Annotated in this window: 17 protein-coding genes; 10 read left to right on the top strand and 7 right to left on the bottom strand. The window is 71.9% G+C overall.

Annotation, left to right across the window (positions count from 1 at the left end; translation table 11 throughout):
- Positions 1-2: 2 nt before the first annotated feature.
- Positions 3-1571 (bottom strand): ricin-type beta-trefoil lectin domain protein, encoded by a 1569-nt coding sequence (locus ABT232_RS02710; protein WP_351834884.1) that lies wholly within the window; start codon positions 1569-1571, stop codon positions 3-5.
- A gap of 141 nt (positions 1572-1712) precedes the next feature.
- Positions 1713-2630, bottom strand: coding sequence for an RNA polymerase sigma factor SigF (locus tag ABT232_RS02705; RefSeq protein WP_351834882.1), 918 nt, complete (start codon positions 2628-2630; stop codon positions 1713-1715).
- A 237-nt stretch (positions 2631-2867) separates the two neighbouring features.
- On the opposite strand from ABT232_RS02705, the gene ABT232_RS02700 reads away from it, so the two are divergent.
- Complete coding sequence (locus ABT232_RS02700; RefSeq protein ID WP_351834879.1) at positions 2868-3251, top strand: STAS domain-containing protein; 384 nt, start codon at positions 2868-2870, stop codon at positions 3249-3251.
- A 141-nt stretch (positions 3252-3392) separates the two neighbouring features.
- The gene (locus tag ABT232_RS02695; RefSeq protein ID WP_351834877.1) at positions 3393-3899 is read left to right on the top strand and encodes an ATP-binding protein; all 507 of its coding nucleotides are present in this window, start codon (positions 3393-3395) and stop codon (positions 3897-3899) included.
- 345 nt (positions 3900-4244) lie between these two features.
- On the opposite strand, the gene ABT232_RS02690 is transcribed toward ABT232_RS02695, so the two are convergent.
- A complete protein-coding gene (locus ABT232_RS02690) occupies positions 4245-5738 on the bottom strand; it encodes a peptide MFS transporter (protein ID WP_351834875.1) in 1494 nt (497 codons plus the stop codon).
- Between the two features lie 514 nt (positions 5739-6252).
- On the opposite strand from ABT232_RS02690, the gene ABT232_RS02685 reads away from it, so the two are divergent.
- Both ABT232_RS02685 and ABT232_RS02680 read left to right on the top strand, forming a co-directional pair.
- The gene (locus ABT232_RS02685; RefSeq protein ID WP_351834872.1) at positions 6253-6930 is read left to right on the top strand and encodes a response regulator transcription factor; all 678 of its coding nucleotides are present in this window, start codon (positions 6253-6255) and stop codon (positions 6928-6930) included.
- Positions 6931-6961: 31 nt separating this feature from the next.
- The gene (locus tag ABT232_RS02680) at positions 6962-8230 is read left to right on the top strand and encodes a sensor histidine kinase (protein ID WP_351834869.1); all 1269 of its coding nucleotides are present in this window, start codon (positions 6962-6964) and stop codon (positions 8228-8230) included.
- Between the two features lie 40 nt (positions 8231-8270).
- On the opposite strand, the gene ABT232_RS02675 is transcribed toward ABT232_RS02680, so the two are convergent.
- Entirely contained in the window at positions 8271-8819 is a 549-nt protein-coding gene (locus tag ABT232_RS02675) for a GtrA family protein (protein ID WP_351834867.1), read from the bottom strand.
- 174 nt (positions 8820-8993) lie between these two features.
- Here ABT232_RS02675 and ABT232_RS02670 point away from each other — a divergent pair, with 174 nt between their 5' ends.
- The 5 genes from ABT232_RS02670 to ABT232_RS02650 all read left to right on the top strand — a co-directional run bounded on the left by ABT232_RS02670 (position 8994) and on the right by ABT232_RS02650 (position 13544).
- Positions 8994-10133 carry a 5-(carboxyamino)imidazole ribonucleotide synthase gene (locus ABT232_RS02670; RefSeq protein ID WP_351834864.1) on the top strand — a complete coding sequence of 380 codons (1140 nt, stop codon included), beginning with the start codon at positions 8994-8996 and terminating at the stop codon, positions 10131-10133.
- Positions 10130-10654: a 5-(carboxyamino)imidazole ribonucleotide mutase gene (purE, locus tag ABT232_RS02665; RefSeq protein WP_351834862.1), complete on the top strand. Its 525-nt coding sequence runs from the start codon at positions 10130-10132 to the stop codon at positions 10652-10654. Before ABT232_RS02670 ends, purE begins: the two co-directional genes overlap by 4 nt.
- A 34-nt stretch (positions 10655-10688) precedes the next feature.
- Entirely contained in the window at positions 10689-11885 is a 1197-nt protein-coding gene (locus tag ABT232_RS02660) for a dipeptidase (RefSeq protein ID WP_351834859.1), read from the top strand.
- An 82-nt stretch (positions 11886-11967) separates the two neighbouring features.
- The gene (locus tag ABT232_RS02655) at positions 11968-12327 is read left to right on the top strand and encodes a MerR family transcriptional regulator (RefSeq protein WP_351834856.1); all 360 of its coding nucleotides are present in this window, start codon (positions 11968-11970) and stop codon (positions 12325-12327) included.
- A gap of 101 nt (positions 12328-12428) precedes the next feature.
- Positions 12429-13544, top strand: a complete 1116-nt coding sequence (locus ABT232_RS02650; RefSeq protein ID WP_351834854.1) for a dipeptidase — start codon at positions 12429-12431, stop codon at positions 13542-13544.
- A gap of 60 nt (positions 13545-13604) precedes the next feature.
- Here the strand turns inward: ABT232_RS02650 and ABT232_RS02645 are convergent, their stop codons facing one another.
- Together ABT232_RS02645 and ABT232_RS02640 are read right to left on the bottom strand one after the other, a co-directional pair.
- Positions 13605-13997 (bottom strand): VOC family protein, encoded by a 393-nt coding sequence (locus ABT232_RS02645; RefSeq protein WP_351834851.1) that lies wholly within the window; start codon positions 13995-13997, stop codon positions 13605-13607.
- Positions 13998-14019: 22 nt separating this feature from the next.
- Complete coding sequence (locus ABT232_RS02640; protein WP_351834848.1) at positions 14020-14385, bottom strand: VOC family protein; 366 nt, start codon at positions 14383-14385, stop codon at positions 14020-14022.
- 88 nt (positions 14386-14473) lie between these two features.
- Between ABT232_RS02640 and ABT232_RS02635 the strand changes: the two genes are divergently transcribed.
- Positions 14474-14980, top strand: a complete 507-nt coding sequence (locus ABT232_RS02635) for a CGNR zinc finger domain-containing protein (protein WP_351834845.1) — start codon at positions 14474-14476, stop codon at positions 14978-14980.
- A 112-nt stretch (positions 14981-15092) separates the two neighbouring features.
- Here ABT232_RS02635 and ABT232_RS02630 read toward each other — a convergent pair whose 3' ends face one another.
- Complete coding sequence (locus tag ABT232_RS02630; RefSeq protein ID WP_351834843.1) at positions 15093-16436, bottom strand: UDP-glucose dehydrogenase family protein; 1344 nt, start codon at positions 16434-16436, stop codon at positions 15093-15095.
- Positions 16437-16718: the final 282 nt, after the last annotated feature.

The following is a 16718-nucleotide window of genomic DNA, read 5'->3' as shown; positions in this document are numbered from 1 at the left end:
GGTCAGGAACCGGAACGCGGGCCGGAACCGGCCCGCCACCGCTGGTCCGTCCGCCCGTCCTCGGGCCGCAGCGCCAGACCGGCGCCGCCGGCCGGGGTCACCGCGTGGTCCGGGGCGATCCCGGGGCGGAGCACGCCGTCGCCGTCGACCGCGAACAGCAGGTTCCGGCCGTTGCGCCCGGCGACCGAGGAGCACGTCCAGATCCCCACGCCCCGGTCCACCGAGCCCCGGCTGTCCAGGCAGTAGTCCGGATCGGCGGCCGACTGGAGCACGCCCCGGTCCGCGTCGACCCGCCAGAGCTGGGTGCGGGCGAAGGCGGCGCATGGCGCCGTGACGACGTCCGTGCCCTTCTCCAGGACGCCGTCGCGGATGTCCAGGCAGAGCCCGGAGCCGGCGTTCACGACCTGCGCGTAGGCGCCGCCCGGCGGACGGGCGGTCTCCGGCGTGCTGCTCGGGGCCGGGCTCCGGGTCGGTTCCGGCGCCGGGACCGGGGTGCGGGTGGGCCGCGGACTCCGGCTGGGCGACGGCGTCGCGGTGGCGGCCGTCGCCGACACGGTCGCCGTCGCGGTGACCGTCACCGGCGGCGGAGCGGCCGGGAGCGAGGCGGTGCCCGCCGCGCTCGCCGCGTTCCGGGTGTCGTCGGCGCCCGGCGTCAGCAGGAAGGCCAGCAGCGGTGCCAGCGCCACGCCGAGGGCTGCCGAGGCCAGCGCGTAGCGCCGCCGGGACGGCGGCCAGGCGGGACGCTCCGGCACGGCGTCACCGTGGCGCCCGGACAGCGCGTACGCCGTCCCCGCCCACGGCAGCAGGCCCTCCGCCAGCGCGGTGGCCGGCGCGTCGCGCAGGGCCGCCAACTCCTCGTACGCGGTGGCGCAGTGCGGGCACACCGCGCGGTGGGCGTCCAGATCGGGACTGCGACGCCCCGTGAACGTCCGTACCGACTCCTCGATGAGCCGTCCGAAGCGCCGGCACTGCGGGTCGTCGGAGGCGGCGAGGCGGGCGCGCAGACAGGCGCGGCCCAGCGCCTGGAGGGCCGCGTCCGCGCCGTGGGTGACCTCGCCCGGGGAGACGCCGAGCAGGGTCGCGGTCCGCGCGTCGTCCTCCCGCTCGACGACGGCGTACCAGAGCACGCCCTGCGTACTCCTCGGCAGGGACCGGAACGCGGCGAGCAGCGGCGGCACCGGACCGCCGGGGCCCGTCGAGTTGAGCACCAGCAGCAGGCCGGGGTCGAGTCCGGCGGAGCGGTCGTCCGCGGCCCGTTCCGCGGCCAGCCGGGCCGTGAGCAGCAGCAGCCGGTGCCGCCACGGCATGGCGGGTTCGGCGCCGCGGGCCGCCTCCCGGGCTACGACGGTGAAGGCCTCCGCGGCCAGTTGGCGGGCCGCCGACTCGCCGGCCGTGCAGAGCCGGGCGTAGGCGAGGGCCGATTCCCCGTGCCGGGCGCGTAGTTCGCGCAGCGCCGGGTACGCGGTGACGGAGTCGGTGCGCAGCAACTGCTGGAGCCGCGCGTCCGCCATCTCGGCGTGGCCGCCGGGTCTGTCGCCGGCGTCCTCGGCGTCCGCGTCGCCCCGTGCCATCCCCCGCCTCCTCGCAGCCGTCCGACCCGCCGGTGTTGTGGCTACCGGCGGGTATGACGGCTCATAGTGGAGGAAGGGGACCGGCGGGGAAAGAGTTTCCGCGGGTAACCGGGTGTGGGACCCCGGCTCACCGGCCGGCGGTCACTCCTCGATCGTCAGCGCCTTGCGGAGCTTGCCCAGCGTCCGCGACAGCAGCCGCGAGACATGCATCTGGGAGATGCCGAGCTCCTCGCCGATCTCCGACTGGGTCATACCCGCGACGAAGCGCAGCGAGAGGATCTTGCGGTCGCGCGGCGCGAGTTCGGCGATCAGCGGCTTCAGCGACTCGACGTACTCGATGCCTTCGAGCCCGTGGTCCTCGTAGCCGATGCGGTCCGCGAGCGCGCCCTCGCTGTCGTCCTCGTCCGGCTGGGCGTCCAGCGAGGAGGCGGTGTAGGCGTTGGACGCCGCCATGCCCTCGACGACCTCTTCGGGCGAGATGCCGAGCCGTTCGGCCAGTTCGGCGACGGTCGGTGCGCGGTCCAGGCGCTGGGCCAGCTCGTCACCGGCCTTGGCCAGGTCGAGCCGCAGCTCCTGAAGCCTGCGCGGCACCCGCACGGACCACGAGGTGTCGCGGAAGAAGCGCTTGATCTCGCCGATGATGGTCGGCATCGCGAAGGTGGGGAACTCGACGCCGCGGCTGAGCTCGAAGCGGTCGATCGCCTTGATCAGACCGATCGTGCCGACCTGGACGATGTCCTCCATCGGCTCGCTGCGCGAGCGGAACCGGGACGCGGCGAACTTGACCAGCGCGAGGTTGAGTTCGACGAGCGTGTTGCGGACGTACGAGTACTCGTGCGTCCCTTCCTCCAGCGACTCCAGTCGCGCGAAGAGGGTCTTGGACAGGGCCCTGGCGTCCTCGGGGGCCACTTCGTCGAACGGGGGGATCTCCGGGAGTCCGGTGAGGGCGTCAGCGGGGACGCCGTCGGTTGCGATGGGATCCAGATGTTCCGGAAGGGGTGTCGACGTCGCCACGTGGGTATGCGAGGCGTCGAGCCGGGGTGACATGATGTCCTCCATCGTTCTCGGCATATGGCTGCCGAAGCCAGTACGTGCACTGCGGTGTGCGGCGCCTCCAAAGCCGGCCGTGTCGGGTACGTGTCCTTACTAGCCCTATCCGGTTCCCCGAACTGTCCGCAAGTGCAATCTGTGATAGAATGTCCGTTTTGCTTGGAAGTTCGGCTGTCGAAGGGCGCGGAGAAGGCGTAGTGTTCGAGGGCGAACAGTCAGCAGCCACGACCTCGGGAGAGAGACGGCATGGACCACGGGACGGTCGGCAGCGCACAGTCGGGCCGGCTTCTGGTGGAGGTGCGGGAAGCGGGCTCTAGTGCCGTCGTGACCCCGGCGGGTGAGCTCGATCACCACACCGCCGATCTGTTGCGCGAGCCACTTGAGGAATGCCTCGCCAAGGGCCTCAGCCGACTGGTGGTGGACTGCTCACGCCTGGAGTTCTGCGACTCCACCGGTCTGAACGTCCTCCTCGGCGCCCGGCTGAAGGCGGAAGCCGCCGGCGGTGCCGTCCACCTGGCCGCGATGCAGCCCGTGGTGGCGCGCGTCTTCGAGATCACCGGGGCCGAGGCGGTCTTCACCGTCCACGACACCCTGGACGCGGCCCTCACCAGCGGGAAGGACGCCGGCTGAGGTGCGCCCGGCATGGGTGCCCGCATCGTGCCGAAAAGTGGGGGGTGTCCCGCCGGTCCGGTCGGGCAGGAGACCTTCTGGTTCGGCGCTCGTAAGGAACTTTTGAATCGTGAACTGGTGAATCGGTGAGGTGAAGCGCTGATGAGCACCACCCGGCCCTACCCGCCGGGCGACCGCGGCCCGGAGCCCAGCGGCGCTTCCGGGGCGTCCGAGGGGGGCGCGCCCGTCTCGCCGCAGGGACGTCAGGTTCGCAGGCTGAGTCTGGACGGCGCGACCGGTGTCGTGCCGATGGCTCGGGATTTCGCCCGTCAGGCGCTGTACGCGTGGGGCTGGCTGCCCGCCGCGACCGCGGATCAGCGGGCCGCGGCGGAGGATGTGCTCCTCGTCGTCTCCGAGCTGGTCACCAACGCCTGTCTGCACGCCGAGGGTCCCGACGAGATGTGGATCGCCTGCGACAACAAGGTGATCCGCGTCGAGGTCTCCGACCGCGGCACCGGCCAGCCCGCTCCCCGCACCCCGCACCGCGCGGGACGGCCCGGCGGACACGGCATGTTCATCGTGCAGCGGCTCTGCCTGGACTGGGGCGTCGTACGCACCCCGGGCGTCGCCGGCAAGAAGGTCTGGGCGGAGCTGGGCGCTCCGGCGTAGCCACGGGCGTGCCCGCACACGCCTGACACCCCGCCAGGCGCCCTTCTCGCGGCGCCCGCGCGTATCCCGACGGCCGTGATGTGCCGTCACACCGACACCACGAGACCTCGGCACCCCACCCCCGCGCTCCCACGGAACAGCTTCCGCGCCCGCGTCACCGCCTCGTCGTACCGCGTCACGGCCGTCGTGCCGTCGTACCGCGTCACGGCCGTCGTGCCGTCGTACCGCGTCACGGCCGTCGTGCCGTCGTACCGCGTCACGGCCGTCGTGCCGTCGCACCCGCGAAAAGCCGGAGGGCCACCGCATCCGAGGATGCGGTGGCCCTCACGAGGCTCCGGGGCCGCGTCAGTGGACGTCGCCCATGAGCTGCTTGACGTTCTTGCGGTACATCCAGATCGCGACACCCGCGAGCACCGCCAGGGCGGCCTCCGCGGCGACCACGCCGGTCTTGTTGAGGTCGACGCCGTAGGTCGACAGCAGACCGGTGACGGCGTCGCCCGCGGTGACCGCGAGGAACCAGACACCCATCATCTGCGAGGCGTACTTGGCCGGGGCCATCTTCGTGGTCACCGACAGGCCGACCGGGGAGAGCATCAGCTCACCGGCCGTCTGGCAGAAGTAGATCAGCACGATCCACCACGGCGAGACGACACCGCCGTCGGCGGCCACCAGCGGCAGCAGGAAGACGAAGAAGGAGATGCCGACCAGGACCAGACCGCCGGAGAACTTGACGATCGTGCTCGGCTCCTTGCCGCTGCGGGCGAGGGCCAGCCAGACGGTGGCGAAGATCGGGGCCAGCGCCATCACCAGGACCGGGTTGACCGACTGGAACCAGGAGACCGGGAACTCCCAGCCGAGGACGTGGTTGTCGACGTGCTCGTCCGCGAAGATCGACAGGGTCGAACCGCCCTGGTCGTAGATCATCCAGAAGACGGCGGCGGCGACGAAGAACCAGATGTAGCCGGAGACGCGGGACTGCTCGACGCCGGTGAGCTCCTTGTCGCGCTTGATCCGCGCGAGGACGGTGACCGGGACGACCAGACCGATGATCATCAGCGGGACCATCACCCAGTTCAGGGTGTAGTGGCCGGTGGCGACGACGATCGTGTAGAAGACGGCCGCGATCAGCATCCAGATCATGGCCTTGCGCAGCGTGGAGTTGCGCTCCTCGGTGCTCAGCGGCTTCGGGACGACGCTGGAGCGGTCGGACAGGTGGCGGCTGCCGAGCAGGAACTGGACCAGGCCCAGCGCCATGCCGAGCGCTGCCAGCGCGAAGCCCAGGTGCCAGTCGACCTTCTGGCCGACGGTGCCGATGATCAGCGGCGCGGCGAAGGCACCGAGGTTGATGCCCATGTAGAAGACCGTGAAGCCGCCGTCGCGGCGCGGGTCGTTCGGGCCGTCGTAGAGGTGGCCCACCATGGTCGAGATGTTGGACTTCAGCAGACCGGAGCCGATGGCCACCAGCAGCAGACCGAAGTAGAAGGTGCCCGCGGTGGGCAGTGCCAGGACCAGGTGGCCGGCCATGATGACCGAGCCGGCGATCGCGACGGTCCTGCGGGGACCCCAGACGCGGTCACCGAACCAGCCGCCCGGCATGGCGAGCAGGTACACCGTCGAGACGTAGACGGAGTAGATGGCGATCGCCGTGCCGGCATCCAGGCCGAGCCCCGCGGGGGCGACCAGGTAGAGGGGAAGCAGAGCCCTCATGCCGTAGTAGGAGAAACGCTCCCACATCTCGGTCATGAAGAGAGTGGCCAGTCCGCGGGGGTGGCCGAAGAAGGTCTTCTCGGAACCGGGGGTGCCCGGACGGACCGAGTCCTTCGTCAGGCTGGACGCCATGGTCGTTCCTTGCTGGTCGGGACGCGCGGTCGGAGCGTTGCGCGCCCGGTGGGGGACGGCCGGCACCGGCGGGATCGCGCGTATCCGCCCCCACGCCCACGGGGGTGTCCGCTCCGGATCACGGAGCGGTGGACGGCGTCCACCGGGATCCACGCCTTGCGCGCGTCACTGCGCACAAGGCCCGGCCACAGGTCATTCCTTTCGAGGCCGGCCGCAGCCGACCCGCACACAAAAGAGACCTTCAGCGTCAAAGCACTCACCGAAGGTCCCCGCGTACTACAGGCGTTGAATCACCATACGTCAGGACACTGTCGGATATGGAAGGGCTTGAGACGCGGATCACAGGTGTCGACGGAACCGCACACCCTCTTTCGAAGGTCCCTCCCAGGATCGCACCCCACAGACATAGGTCTGTACCACGCGGCCGGGCAGGTAAGAACCGCGTCAGGAGAAGGTAAGAACCAAGCCCCCCATCGCACCCCGGCTCTTGTCACGGGCGGACTACCATCAGCCCATGACCCGTGTACTGCTCGCCGAGGACGACGCGTCCATCTCGGAGCCACTGGCGCGCGCACTGCGCCGGGAGGGTTACGAGGTCGAGGTGCGTGAGGACGGACCCACCGCGCTGGACGCCGGAATGCAGGGCGGGGTCGACCTGGTCGTGCTGGACCTCGGCCTGCCCGGCATGGACGGCCTGGAGGTGGCCCGCCGGCTGCGCGCCGAGGGCCACGCCGTGCCCATCCTGATCCTGACCGCCCGCGCCGACGAGGTGGACACCGTGGTCGGCCTGGACGCGGGCGCCGACGACTACGTCACCAAGCCCTTCCGGCTCGCCGAGCTGCTGGCCCGGGTCCGGGCCCTGCTGCGGCGCGGCTCCGCCGAACCCCAGCAGCCGCCCGCCACCCACGGCGTGCGCATCGACGTCGAGTCGCACCGCGCCTGGATGGGCGAGGAGGAGCTCCAGCTCACCGCCAAGGAGTTCGATCTGCTGCGGGTGCTGGTGCGGGACGCCGGCCGGGTCGTCACCCGCGACCAGTTGATGCGCGAGGTCTGGGACACCACCTGGTGGTCGTCGACCAAGACCCTCGACATGCACATCTCCTGGCTGCGCAAGAAGCTCGGCGACGACGCCGCCAACCCGCGGTTCATCGCGACGGTCCGCGGCGTCGGCTTCCGCTTCGAGAAGAGCTGAGCCCGCCCCCTCGGGCCTTGGGAAGTAGGACATGCGCCGCCGTCTGATCCAGTCCACGCTCGCCGTGGTGCTCGTCGTGATCGCCGTGTTCGGCGTCTCCCTCGTCATCGTCGAGACCCGGACCATCAGCGACAGCGCCAAGGAGCGCGTGGAGTCCGAGGCGGTCCGGCTGGCCAGCATCGTGGACAGCCGGATCCTCGCCGCCGAGAAGATCTCCGCCGATCTGCTCGGCGACCAGGTCGGCGGCGACCAGTACGCCGTCATCCGCATCCCCGGCCAGGCGCCCATCGAGATCGGCGAGAAGCCGGACGGCGATGTCATCGAGGCCACCCGCACCGGCGAGGAGCGCGAGACGGTCACCGTCCAGGAGCCGCGCTCCGCGGTCACCCGGGAGGTCGGCCGGACCCTGCTGATCATCGGCGCGGTGGCGCTGCTCGCGGTGATCGCCGCGGCCCTGCTGGCACTGCGCCAGGCCGACCGGCTGGCCTCCCCGCTCACCGACCTCGCCGAGACCGCCGAACGCCTCGGCTCCGGCGACCCGCGGCCCCGCCGCAAGCGGTACGGCGTCCCGGAGCTGGACCGGGTGGCCGATGTGCTGGACGCCTCCGCCGAGCGCATCGCCCGGATGCTCACCGCCGAGCGCCGGCTGGCCGCGGACGCCTCCCACCAGCTGCGCACCCCGCTGACCGCGCTGTCGATGCGGCTGGAGGAGATCACCCTCACGGACGAGCTGGAGACGGTGAAGGAGGAGGCGACCATCGCGCTCACCCAGGTGGAACGCCTGACGGACGTGGTGGAGCGCCTGCTGACGAACTCCCGCGACCCGCGCACCGGCTCCGCCGTCACCTTCGACCTCGACGAGGTCATCCAGCAGCAGCTCGCCGAGTGGCGGCCCGCCTACCGCAGCGCCGGACGCGCCGTCGTCAGCTCCGGCAAGCGGCATCTCGAGGCGGTGGGCACACCGGGCGCGGTCGCCCAGGTGCTGGCGGCGCTGATCGAGAACTCCCTGATGCACGGTGGCGGCACGGTCGCGCTGCGCACCCGGGTCACCGGGAACCAGGCGGTCATCGAGGTCACCGACGAGGGACCCGGCGTGCCGGCCGAACTGGGCGCCCGGATCTTCGAGCGGGCGATCAGCGGCCGCAACTCCACGGGCATCGGCCTGGCCGTCGCCCGCGACCTCGCCGAGGCCGACGGCGGCCGGCTGGAGATGCTTCAGGCGCAGCCGCCGGTGTTCGGCCTCTTCCTGTCGCGTACGGCGGTGCGCAAGCCGGAGGACGCGGAGCGCACGGTCCGCTGAGCGGCCGTCGCCGTGGGGAGAGCCGTGGCCAGGGCCGCGGTCAGACGCGGGTGCGCTGCCGGGCCCGTTCGCGGTCCCGGGGCCGCTCGGTCTCCAGGAACGACTCGGCGTCGGCGATGTCGTGGCGGGCGGGCAGCGCCCGGAAGACCCAGGTCCGGTAGGACCAGAAGCGGAACAGGGTGGCCACGCCGATGCCGAGGAACTTGAAGATGTTGCTCTGCAGCGGGGTGTCCCAGCCGAAACCGTAGGTGGCCGTGTAGAGCACACCGTTCTCGATGACCAGGCCGACCGCGCTGAACGCCAGGAACAGCGTCATCTCACGGGTGCGGCCGCTCTTGTCGCGGTCGCCGTAGGTGAAGTAGCGGAAGCCGACGTAGTTGAAGGCGATCGCCACGATGGTCGCGATCACGCTCGCCCGCACCACCTGGAGGTCGGTCACATGCCGTACCAGGTTGAACACGAGGAGATTGACGAGCAGTCCCGCACCGCCCACGGCGCCGAACTTCGCCGCCTCGCGCCCCAGAGCGCGAAGCCGTTGCCGCAGCGCGCTGGCGGGCGCCGCAGGGAGCCCCGAGGAGTCACGTCCCATGGTCGTGAAGGCTCCGTCCGTCGGTTTTCGTCAACCCAGTCATGCTAACCATCCCTCTTCCGTGATCGCCTGTGGACGGGCTGAGGGTTCGGCAAGAGCCCGCTCGAGGGACCCCGGACGGCCGGATCAGGGAGCGGAAACCGGCCGTCCTGGCGCGCCGGATACCCTGGGTGCGTGACGTTCCCGGTAGTCGGCATGATCGGCGGGGGCCAGCTCGCTCGTATGACACACGAGTCGGGCATCCCGCTGGGCATCAGGTTCAAGCTTCTCAGTGACACCCCTCAGGATTCCGCGGCGCAGGTCGTGAGCGAAGTCGTCATCGGCGACTACCGCGACCTGGACACGCTGCGCGACTTCGCGCGCGGGTGCGATGTGATCACTTTCGATCACGAGCATGTGCCCACCGAGCACCTGCGGGCCCTGGAGGCGGACGGCATTCCCGTCCGCCCCGGACCCGAGGCGCTGGTGCACGCCCAGGACAAGGGCGTGATGCGGGCCAAGCTCGACGCGATCGGGGTGCCGTGCCCACGGCACCGGATCGTGAGTGATCCCCAGGACGTGGTCGCGTTCGCGGCGGAGGGGGACGGCTTCCCGGTCGTCCTCAAGACCGTCCGCGGCGGCTACGACGGCAAGGGCGTGTGGGTGGTGGACTCCGCCGAGGAGGCCGCCGAGCCCTTCCGCGCCGGGGTGCCGGTGCTCGCCGAGGAGAAGGTCGACTTCGTCCGTGAGCTGGCCGCCAACGTGGTCCGCTCCCCGCACGGCCAGGCCGTCGCCTACCCGGTGGTGGAGTCCCGCCAGGTGAACGGCGTGTGCGACACGGTCATCGCCCCGGCGCCCGACCTCGACGAGGCGCTGGCGCTCAAGGCCGAGGAGATGGCCCTGACCATCGCCAAGGAACTCGGCGTCGTCGGCCATCTCGCGGTGGAGCTGTTCCAGACCCGCGACGGCCGCATCCTCGTCAACGAGCTGGCGATGCGCCCGCACAACTCGGGCCACTGGTCGATGGACGGCGCGATCACCTCGCAGTTCGCCAACCACGTCCGGGCCGTCCTGGACCTGCCGCTGGGCGACCCGCGCCCGCGCGCGAAGTGGACGGTCATGGTCAACGTCCTCGGCGGCGACTATCCCGACATGTACTCCGCGTACCTGCACTGCATGGCCCGCGACCCCCAGCTGAAGATCCACATGTACGGCAAGGACGTGAAGCCCGGCCGTAAGGTCGGTCACGTGAACACCTACGGCGACGACCTGGACGACGTGCTGGAGCGCGCCCGTCACGCTGCCGGCTATCTGAGAGGCACGATCACCGAATGAGCCCCGTTGTTGGCATCGTCATGGGGTCGGACTCCGACTGGCCCGTCATGGAGGCCGCCGCGAAGGCCCTCGACGAGTTCGAGATCGCCTACGAGGTCGACGTCGTCTCCGCGCACCGGATGCCGCGCGAGATGGTCGCCTACGGCGAGCAGGCCGCTGACCGCGGGCTCAAGGTGATCATCGCGGGCGCGGGCGGTGCCGCCCACCTGCCCGGCATGCTCGCCTCCGTCACCCCGCTGCCGGTGATCGGCGTGCCGGTGCCGCTGAAGTACCTCGACGGCATGGACTCGCTGCTGTCGATCGTGCAGATGCCCGCCGGGGTCCCGGTCGCCACCGTCTCCGTGGCCGGCGCCCGCAACGCCGGTCTGCTCGCGGCCCGCATCCTCGCCGCGCACGACGAGGAGCTGCTCGGCCGGATGCGGGAGTTCCAGCAGGACCTCAACGACCAGGCCACCGAGAAGGGCAAGCGGCTGCGCGCCAAGGTCGACGGCGGCGCGGGCGGCTTCGGGTTCGGCAAGTAGGCCAGGCCTTCGTACGCGAGAGAAGGGGGCGGCGATGACGTCGCTGGAGGACGCCCGGGAACTGCTGCGCGCGTTCCCCGTGGTCGACGGGCACAACGACCTGCCCTGGGCGCTGCGCGAGCAGGTCCGCTACGACCTCGACGCCCGGGACATCGCCGCCCACCAGGGTGACCACCTGCACACCGACATCCCCCGGCTGCGGGCCGGCGGGGTCGGTGCGCAGTACTGGTCGGTGTACGTCCGCGCGGACTCGCCGGACCCCGTCTCCGCGACCCTGGAACAGATCGACTGCGTACGGCAGCTGATCGACCGTCACCCCGACGCGCTGCGCCCCGCGCTGACCGCGGCGGACCTGGAGGCGGCGCGCGGCGAGGGCCGGATCGCCTCCCTGATGGGCGCGGAGGGCGGTCACTCCATCGCCAACTCCCTCGGCACCCTGCGCGGCCTGTACGCGCTCGGCGTGCGCTACATGACGCTCACCCACAACGACAACGTGGACTGGGCGGACTCCGCGACCGACGAGCCGGGCGTCGGCGGTCTGTCGGCCTTCGGCCGCGAGGTGGTCCGGGAGATGAACCGCCTCGGCATGCTGGTCGACCTCTCCCACGTGGCCGCCACCACCATGCGGGACGCGCTGGACACCAGCTCCGCGCCGGTGATCTTCTCCCACTCCTCCGCCCGCGCGGTCTGCGACCACCCCCGCAACATCCCCGACGACGTGCTGGAGCGCCTGCCCGCCAACGGCGGCGTCGCGATGGTGACGTTCGTCCCGAAGTTCGTGCTCCAGGCCGCCGTCGACTGGACGGTCGCGGCCGACGAGAACATGCGCGCCCACGGCTTCCACCACCTCGACACCACGCCCGAGGCGATGAAGGTGCACCGCGCCTTCGAGGAGCGCCGCCCGCGTCCCGTCGCGACCGTCGCCACGGTCGCCGACCACCTCGACCACATGCGCGAGGTCGCCGGGATCGACCACCTCGGCATCGGCGGCGACTACGACGGCACCGCCTTCACCCCCGACGGCCTCGACGACGTCTCCGGCTACCCCAACCTCATCGCCGAGCTGCTCGACCGCGGCTGGTCGAAGGCCGACCTCGCCAAGCTGACCTGGCAGAACGCGGTCCGGGTGCTGGGCGCGGCCGAGGACGTGGCACGCAACCATCAGGCCACCCGAGCGCCGTCCAACGCCACCATCGAGTCGCTGGACGGGGCGTCCGCGAGCGCCGGGTAGGTCCGCCCGACTCCGCGTCATGACCGTACGCTGGAACCTGCCACAGATGTCAGGATCAAGCCCGGCGAGGGACGGAGACGGCATGCGGATCGGCGAACTGGCCCGGCTCACCGGTGTGAGCGAACGGTCGCTGCGCTACTACGAGGCCCAGGGCCTGCTGCGGGCCGACCGGACGCCCGGCGGCCACCGCGACTACCCGGAGGCGGCCGTGGACCGCGTCATCCGTATCCAGGAGCTGTTCGCGGCCGGCCTCAACAGCGCCCGGATCGCCCAGCTGCTGCCCTGTATGCGGGACACCGACGGCGGCCCCTCCGCGATCGCCACGCCCCGCCTGGTCGCCGACCTCACCGCGGAACGGGCCCGCATCGACAGGACCATCGCCGACCTGCTGCGCTCCCGGGAGACCCTGGACGAGGTGATCGAGGCGGCCAAGGGCGCCTGAGCCGGGCGGGGGACCCCCGAACGCGCCGTTCACCGGGTCAGTGCCGCGCAGGCGTGCGACGGTGGCCGTACGACGATCGCCGCGCACGTACGGAGCCCGTCATGGCCGAACTCCAGGACGACCTGCATACCGACCCCGAGCTCGGCGAGCTCGCCGACCTGCCGCTGGGCGCACCCTTCCCGCCCGAGCCGTACGAGACCGACCCCGACGCGGCCCCGCTGGAGCGCGCCCACGCCCTGCTGAGCGCGCACCCCGTCGCGGACGGCTACAGCGGGCTGCCGTGGGCGCTGCGCCATCTGCCCTGGTACGACCTGGAGCTCGGCGAGAACGCCGTCGACACCGATGTGCCACGGCTGCGGCAGGGCCATGTGGGGGCGCTGTTCTGCTCCCTGCACCTGCCCGAGGGCCTGGCCGCCGACCGGGCCGTGGCCGCCACGCTGGAACAGATCGACCTGGTGCGCACCGTGGTCGCCGGCCACCCGGGGAGTCTGCGGCTCGCCCGCACCGCCGGACAGGTCATCGACGCCCGCAACTGCGGCCGCGCCGCTGTGCTGCTCGGCCCGGCCACCGCCGTCGCCCTCGACGACTCCCTCGGCCTGCTGCGCGTCCTGCACGGCCTCGGGGTGCGGGTGCTCACCCTCGCGGGCACCTCCTGGGCCGGCGAGGCCGGGCTGACCCGGTTCGGCGACGAGGTGGTCCGCGAGATGAACCGGCTCGGTGTGCTCGCCGACCTCTCCGGTGCCTCAGAGGCGACCGTCCGCCGCGTCCTCGACACCTCCCGCGCGCCCGTCCTCGCCACCCGCTCCGCCGCCCGCGCCCTGCGCCCGCATCCCGCCAACCTCCCCGACGAACTGCTCGTCGAGCTGGGCGCCGCCAAGGGCCTGTGCATGGTGCCGCTGACCGCCGAGCAGACCGGCCCGACGGTCCGCAGCGTCGCCGACCACCTCGACCACGTCCGCACCCTGGCCGGTCCCGAGTCGGTCGGCCTCTCCGGCACCTACGACGCCGGCTGCGCGCATCCCCAGGAGCTGAGCGACGCCTCCTGCTACCCGCATCTGATCGCCGAGCTGCTGCGGCGCGGCTGGAGCGAGACCGATCTGGCCCTGCTGACCTGGGGGAACATCCAGCGGGTACTGCGCCGCGCGGACTTCACGGCCAAGACCGCGCAGGAACGCCGGGACCCGTCGACGGCCCGGATCGAGGATCTGGACGGCTGAGCGGGACACCCCGGGCACCGGCTCCGGCGCGCCCGGGACGTCCCGCTCGGAGATGTCCGCTCAGGAGTGCTCGATCCGGCACAGGCAGAACGGGTGCCCCGCCGGGTCGGCGTAGACCCGGAAGTCCTTCGACTCGGAGTCCTCCGCGTCCAGCACGGTCGCGCCGAGGGCCAGCACCCGCTTCTCGGCCGCGTCGATCTCCTCCCAGGTGGATCCGGCGTCGAGGTCGAGATGGAACTGCTGTGCGTTGCGGTCGGCGCGCGGCCACTCCGGCGGACGCAGCCCGGGCGCCGACTGGAAGGCCAGCCGCGGGCCGCCGGGCACCTGGAGCACCACCCAGTCGGGGTCGGTGCTCTCGGGCTCACCGCCGACGATCTCGGCGTAGAACCGGGCGAGAGCGCGCGGGTCGGGGCAGTCGACGACGACGGAACGGAAACGGGCCGCGGGGACCATGGGCACCTCCGGGATCGGCGGCTCAGCAGGCACAGAGGCAGAACGGGTGCCCAGCGGGGTCGGCGTACACACGCCAGCCGCGCGAGCGGTCCGCAGCGTCCAGCACGGTGGCGCCGAGCGCCAGCACGCCCTGCTCGGCCGCGTCCAGGTCCGGCACGACCAGGTCCAGGTGGAACTGCTGCGAGGCGTCCGGGGCGGGCCACTTCGGCGGGACGAATCCGGCGGCGGCCTGGAACGCCAGGTCCTGTCCGCCGGGCACCTTCAGGTCGACCCACTCCCCGTCGCCGTCCGCCTCCACGGTGCCGCCCAGCACGTCGGCGTAGAAACCGGCGAGTGCGCGCGGGTCGGGACAGTCCAGGACGACGACGCCCAGTTTCGCGAGAGCCATGGCCTCCTCCTCGTCGAGAGTTACCGGTAGCGCCAGCCTAGCGGTAACGGTTACCGCATGCACCCGTCCAGCGGGTAACGTCGCGAGCATGAGTGAGAGACAGGCCGCGCCCGGCGGTCTGGCACTGGTCGAGGCCCTGGTGAACACCGTCGACCTGGAATCCGGGCGGGACGACCTGGACGCGGCTCCGACCCGGGAACGGCTCGGGATCACGGACGAGGACCTGGACGCCGTACGCGAGCTGCGCGAGTCGCTGCGCGCCACCTGCCTGGCCCACGCCGGCCACCCCCCGCACCGCCCCGTCACCCCGCTGGGCGAGCTGCTGGCGCGGGCGCCGCTGTACGTCGCCGTCGACGACCGGGACGGCTCCGCGCGCCTCGCGCCCCTCGACGACGGCCCGCTGCTCTCCCGGATCGCCGCGGCCGTGGCCCAGGCGCTCGCCGAGGGCACCTGGGACCGGCTGAAGGCCTGCCTGCTGCCCGAGTGCCACTGGGCGTACTACGACCGCAGCCCGGCCGGCCGCGGCCGCTGGTGCTCGATGTCGGTGTGCGGGGCCCGGGCGAAGATGCGGCGGTACCGGGCGAAGGGGGCCTGATTCACCGACGGTTCACCGGCCGCCGGGGCGCGGGGTGCGGCAGAATGCACGAAGACGCCGGTTCGGCCGACTGAGCCTCGGCCGAACCGGCGTCGCCGGTGAGTCGTGAGGGTTACGCGGTGGGGCGGCCCATCGCCCGGTACGTCCAGCCCGCCCGCCGCCACAGCTCCGGGTCGAGGGCGTTGCGCCCGTCCAGGATGAGCCGGGCGGTCGCCACCTCGCCGAGGGCTTCCGGGTCCAGCTCGCGGAACTCCCGCCACTCGGTCAGATGCAGGACGACGTCCGCGCCGCGCACCGCCTCCACGGCGGAGTCGGCGTAGCCGAGGGTCGGGAAGATCCGGCGGGCGTTCTCCATGCCCTTCGGGTCGTACACCGTCACCTGGCCGCCCTGGAGGTGGATCTGCCCGGCCACGTTCAGCGCGGGCGAGTCCCGTACGTCGTCCGAGTCCGGCTTGAAGGTCGCGCCGAGCACCGCGACCCGCTTGCCCAGGAACGGCCCGCCGCCCAGCGCCTGCCGGGCCAGCTCCACCATCTGACCGCGCTGGCGCATGTTGATCGAGTCGATCTCGCGCAGGAAGGTCAGCGCCTGGTCGGCGCCCAGTTCGCCGGCGCGCGCCATGAACGCCCGGATGTCCTTCGGCAGGCAGCCGCCGCCGAAGCCGATGCCCGCGCGCAGGAACTTGCGGCCGATCCGGTCGTCGTGGCCGATCGCCTCGGCCAGCTTGGCGACATCGCCGCCGGCGGCCTCGCAGACCTCCGCCATGGCGTTGATGAAGGAGATCTTGGTGGCGAGGAAGGAGTTCGCGGAGGTCTTCACCAGCTCGGCGGTCGGAAAGTCGGTGACCACGAACGGCGTGCCCTCGGAGACCGGCGTGGCGTACACCTCGCGCAGCAGCTTCTCCGCCCGGTCGCTGCGCACGCCGACCACGATCCGGTCGGGGTGCAGGGTGTCGTCGACGGCGAAGCCCTCGCGCAGGAACTCCGGGTTCCACGCCAGCTCGGCGTCACCGCCGGCCGGCGCGTGCTCGGCGAGGTAGGCGGCGAGGCGGTCGGCGGAGCCGACGGGCACCGTGGACTTGCCGACGACCAGGGCGGGACCGGTCAGGTGCGGGGCGAGCGAGGCGAAGGCGGAGTCGACGTAGGACATGTCGCAGGCGTACTCGCCGTGCCGCTGCGGCGTGTTCACACAGACGAAGTGCACATCGCCGAAGGCGCCGACCTCGGCCCAGTCCGTGGTGAAGCGCAGCCGCCCGGTGGCGCCCTCGATGCCGGCGACGTGCTTGCGCAGCAGCTCGTCGAGGCCCGGCTCGTACATGGGGGTCTCGCCGCGCCGCAGCATCTCGATCTTCTCGGGGACGACGTCCAGTCCCAGCACCTCGAACCCGAGCTCGGCCATGGCCGCGGCGTGGGTGGCGCCGAGATAGCCGGTGCCGATCACGGTGATCTTGAGGGCCATGGGTACTCCTGGGGCGTACGGCAGTGATGCGCGCCCGAGCATAGTCGGGCTGCCCGGCGGGCACCTTTCCCCCTGGCATCCCCCTGTCGCCAAGCTCACGTATCCCTGCTGTGGGCCGACCCTTAAAATTTGTGTTACTTAACGGTAGTTAGCGTCCTTGGAGCGTGAGAGACCTTGGCCGGATCGGCTGATTTCGACCTGTACCGCCCGTCCGAGGAGCACGACATGCTCCGCGACGCCGTCCGCTCCCTGGCCGAGGCGAAGATCGCGCCGCACGCCGCC

It is taken from the genome of Streptomyces sp. NPDC001532 (assembly GCF_040298625.1).
In the GTDB taxonomy this organism is placed as follows: Bacteria; Actinomycetota; Actinomycetes; order Streptomycetales; family Streptomycetaceae; genus Streptomyces.
The sequence above is the reverse complement of the archived record's forward strand: the minus strand, read 5'-3'. Positions and strand labels throughout refer to the sequence as shown.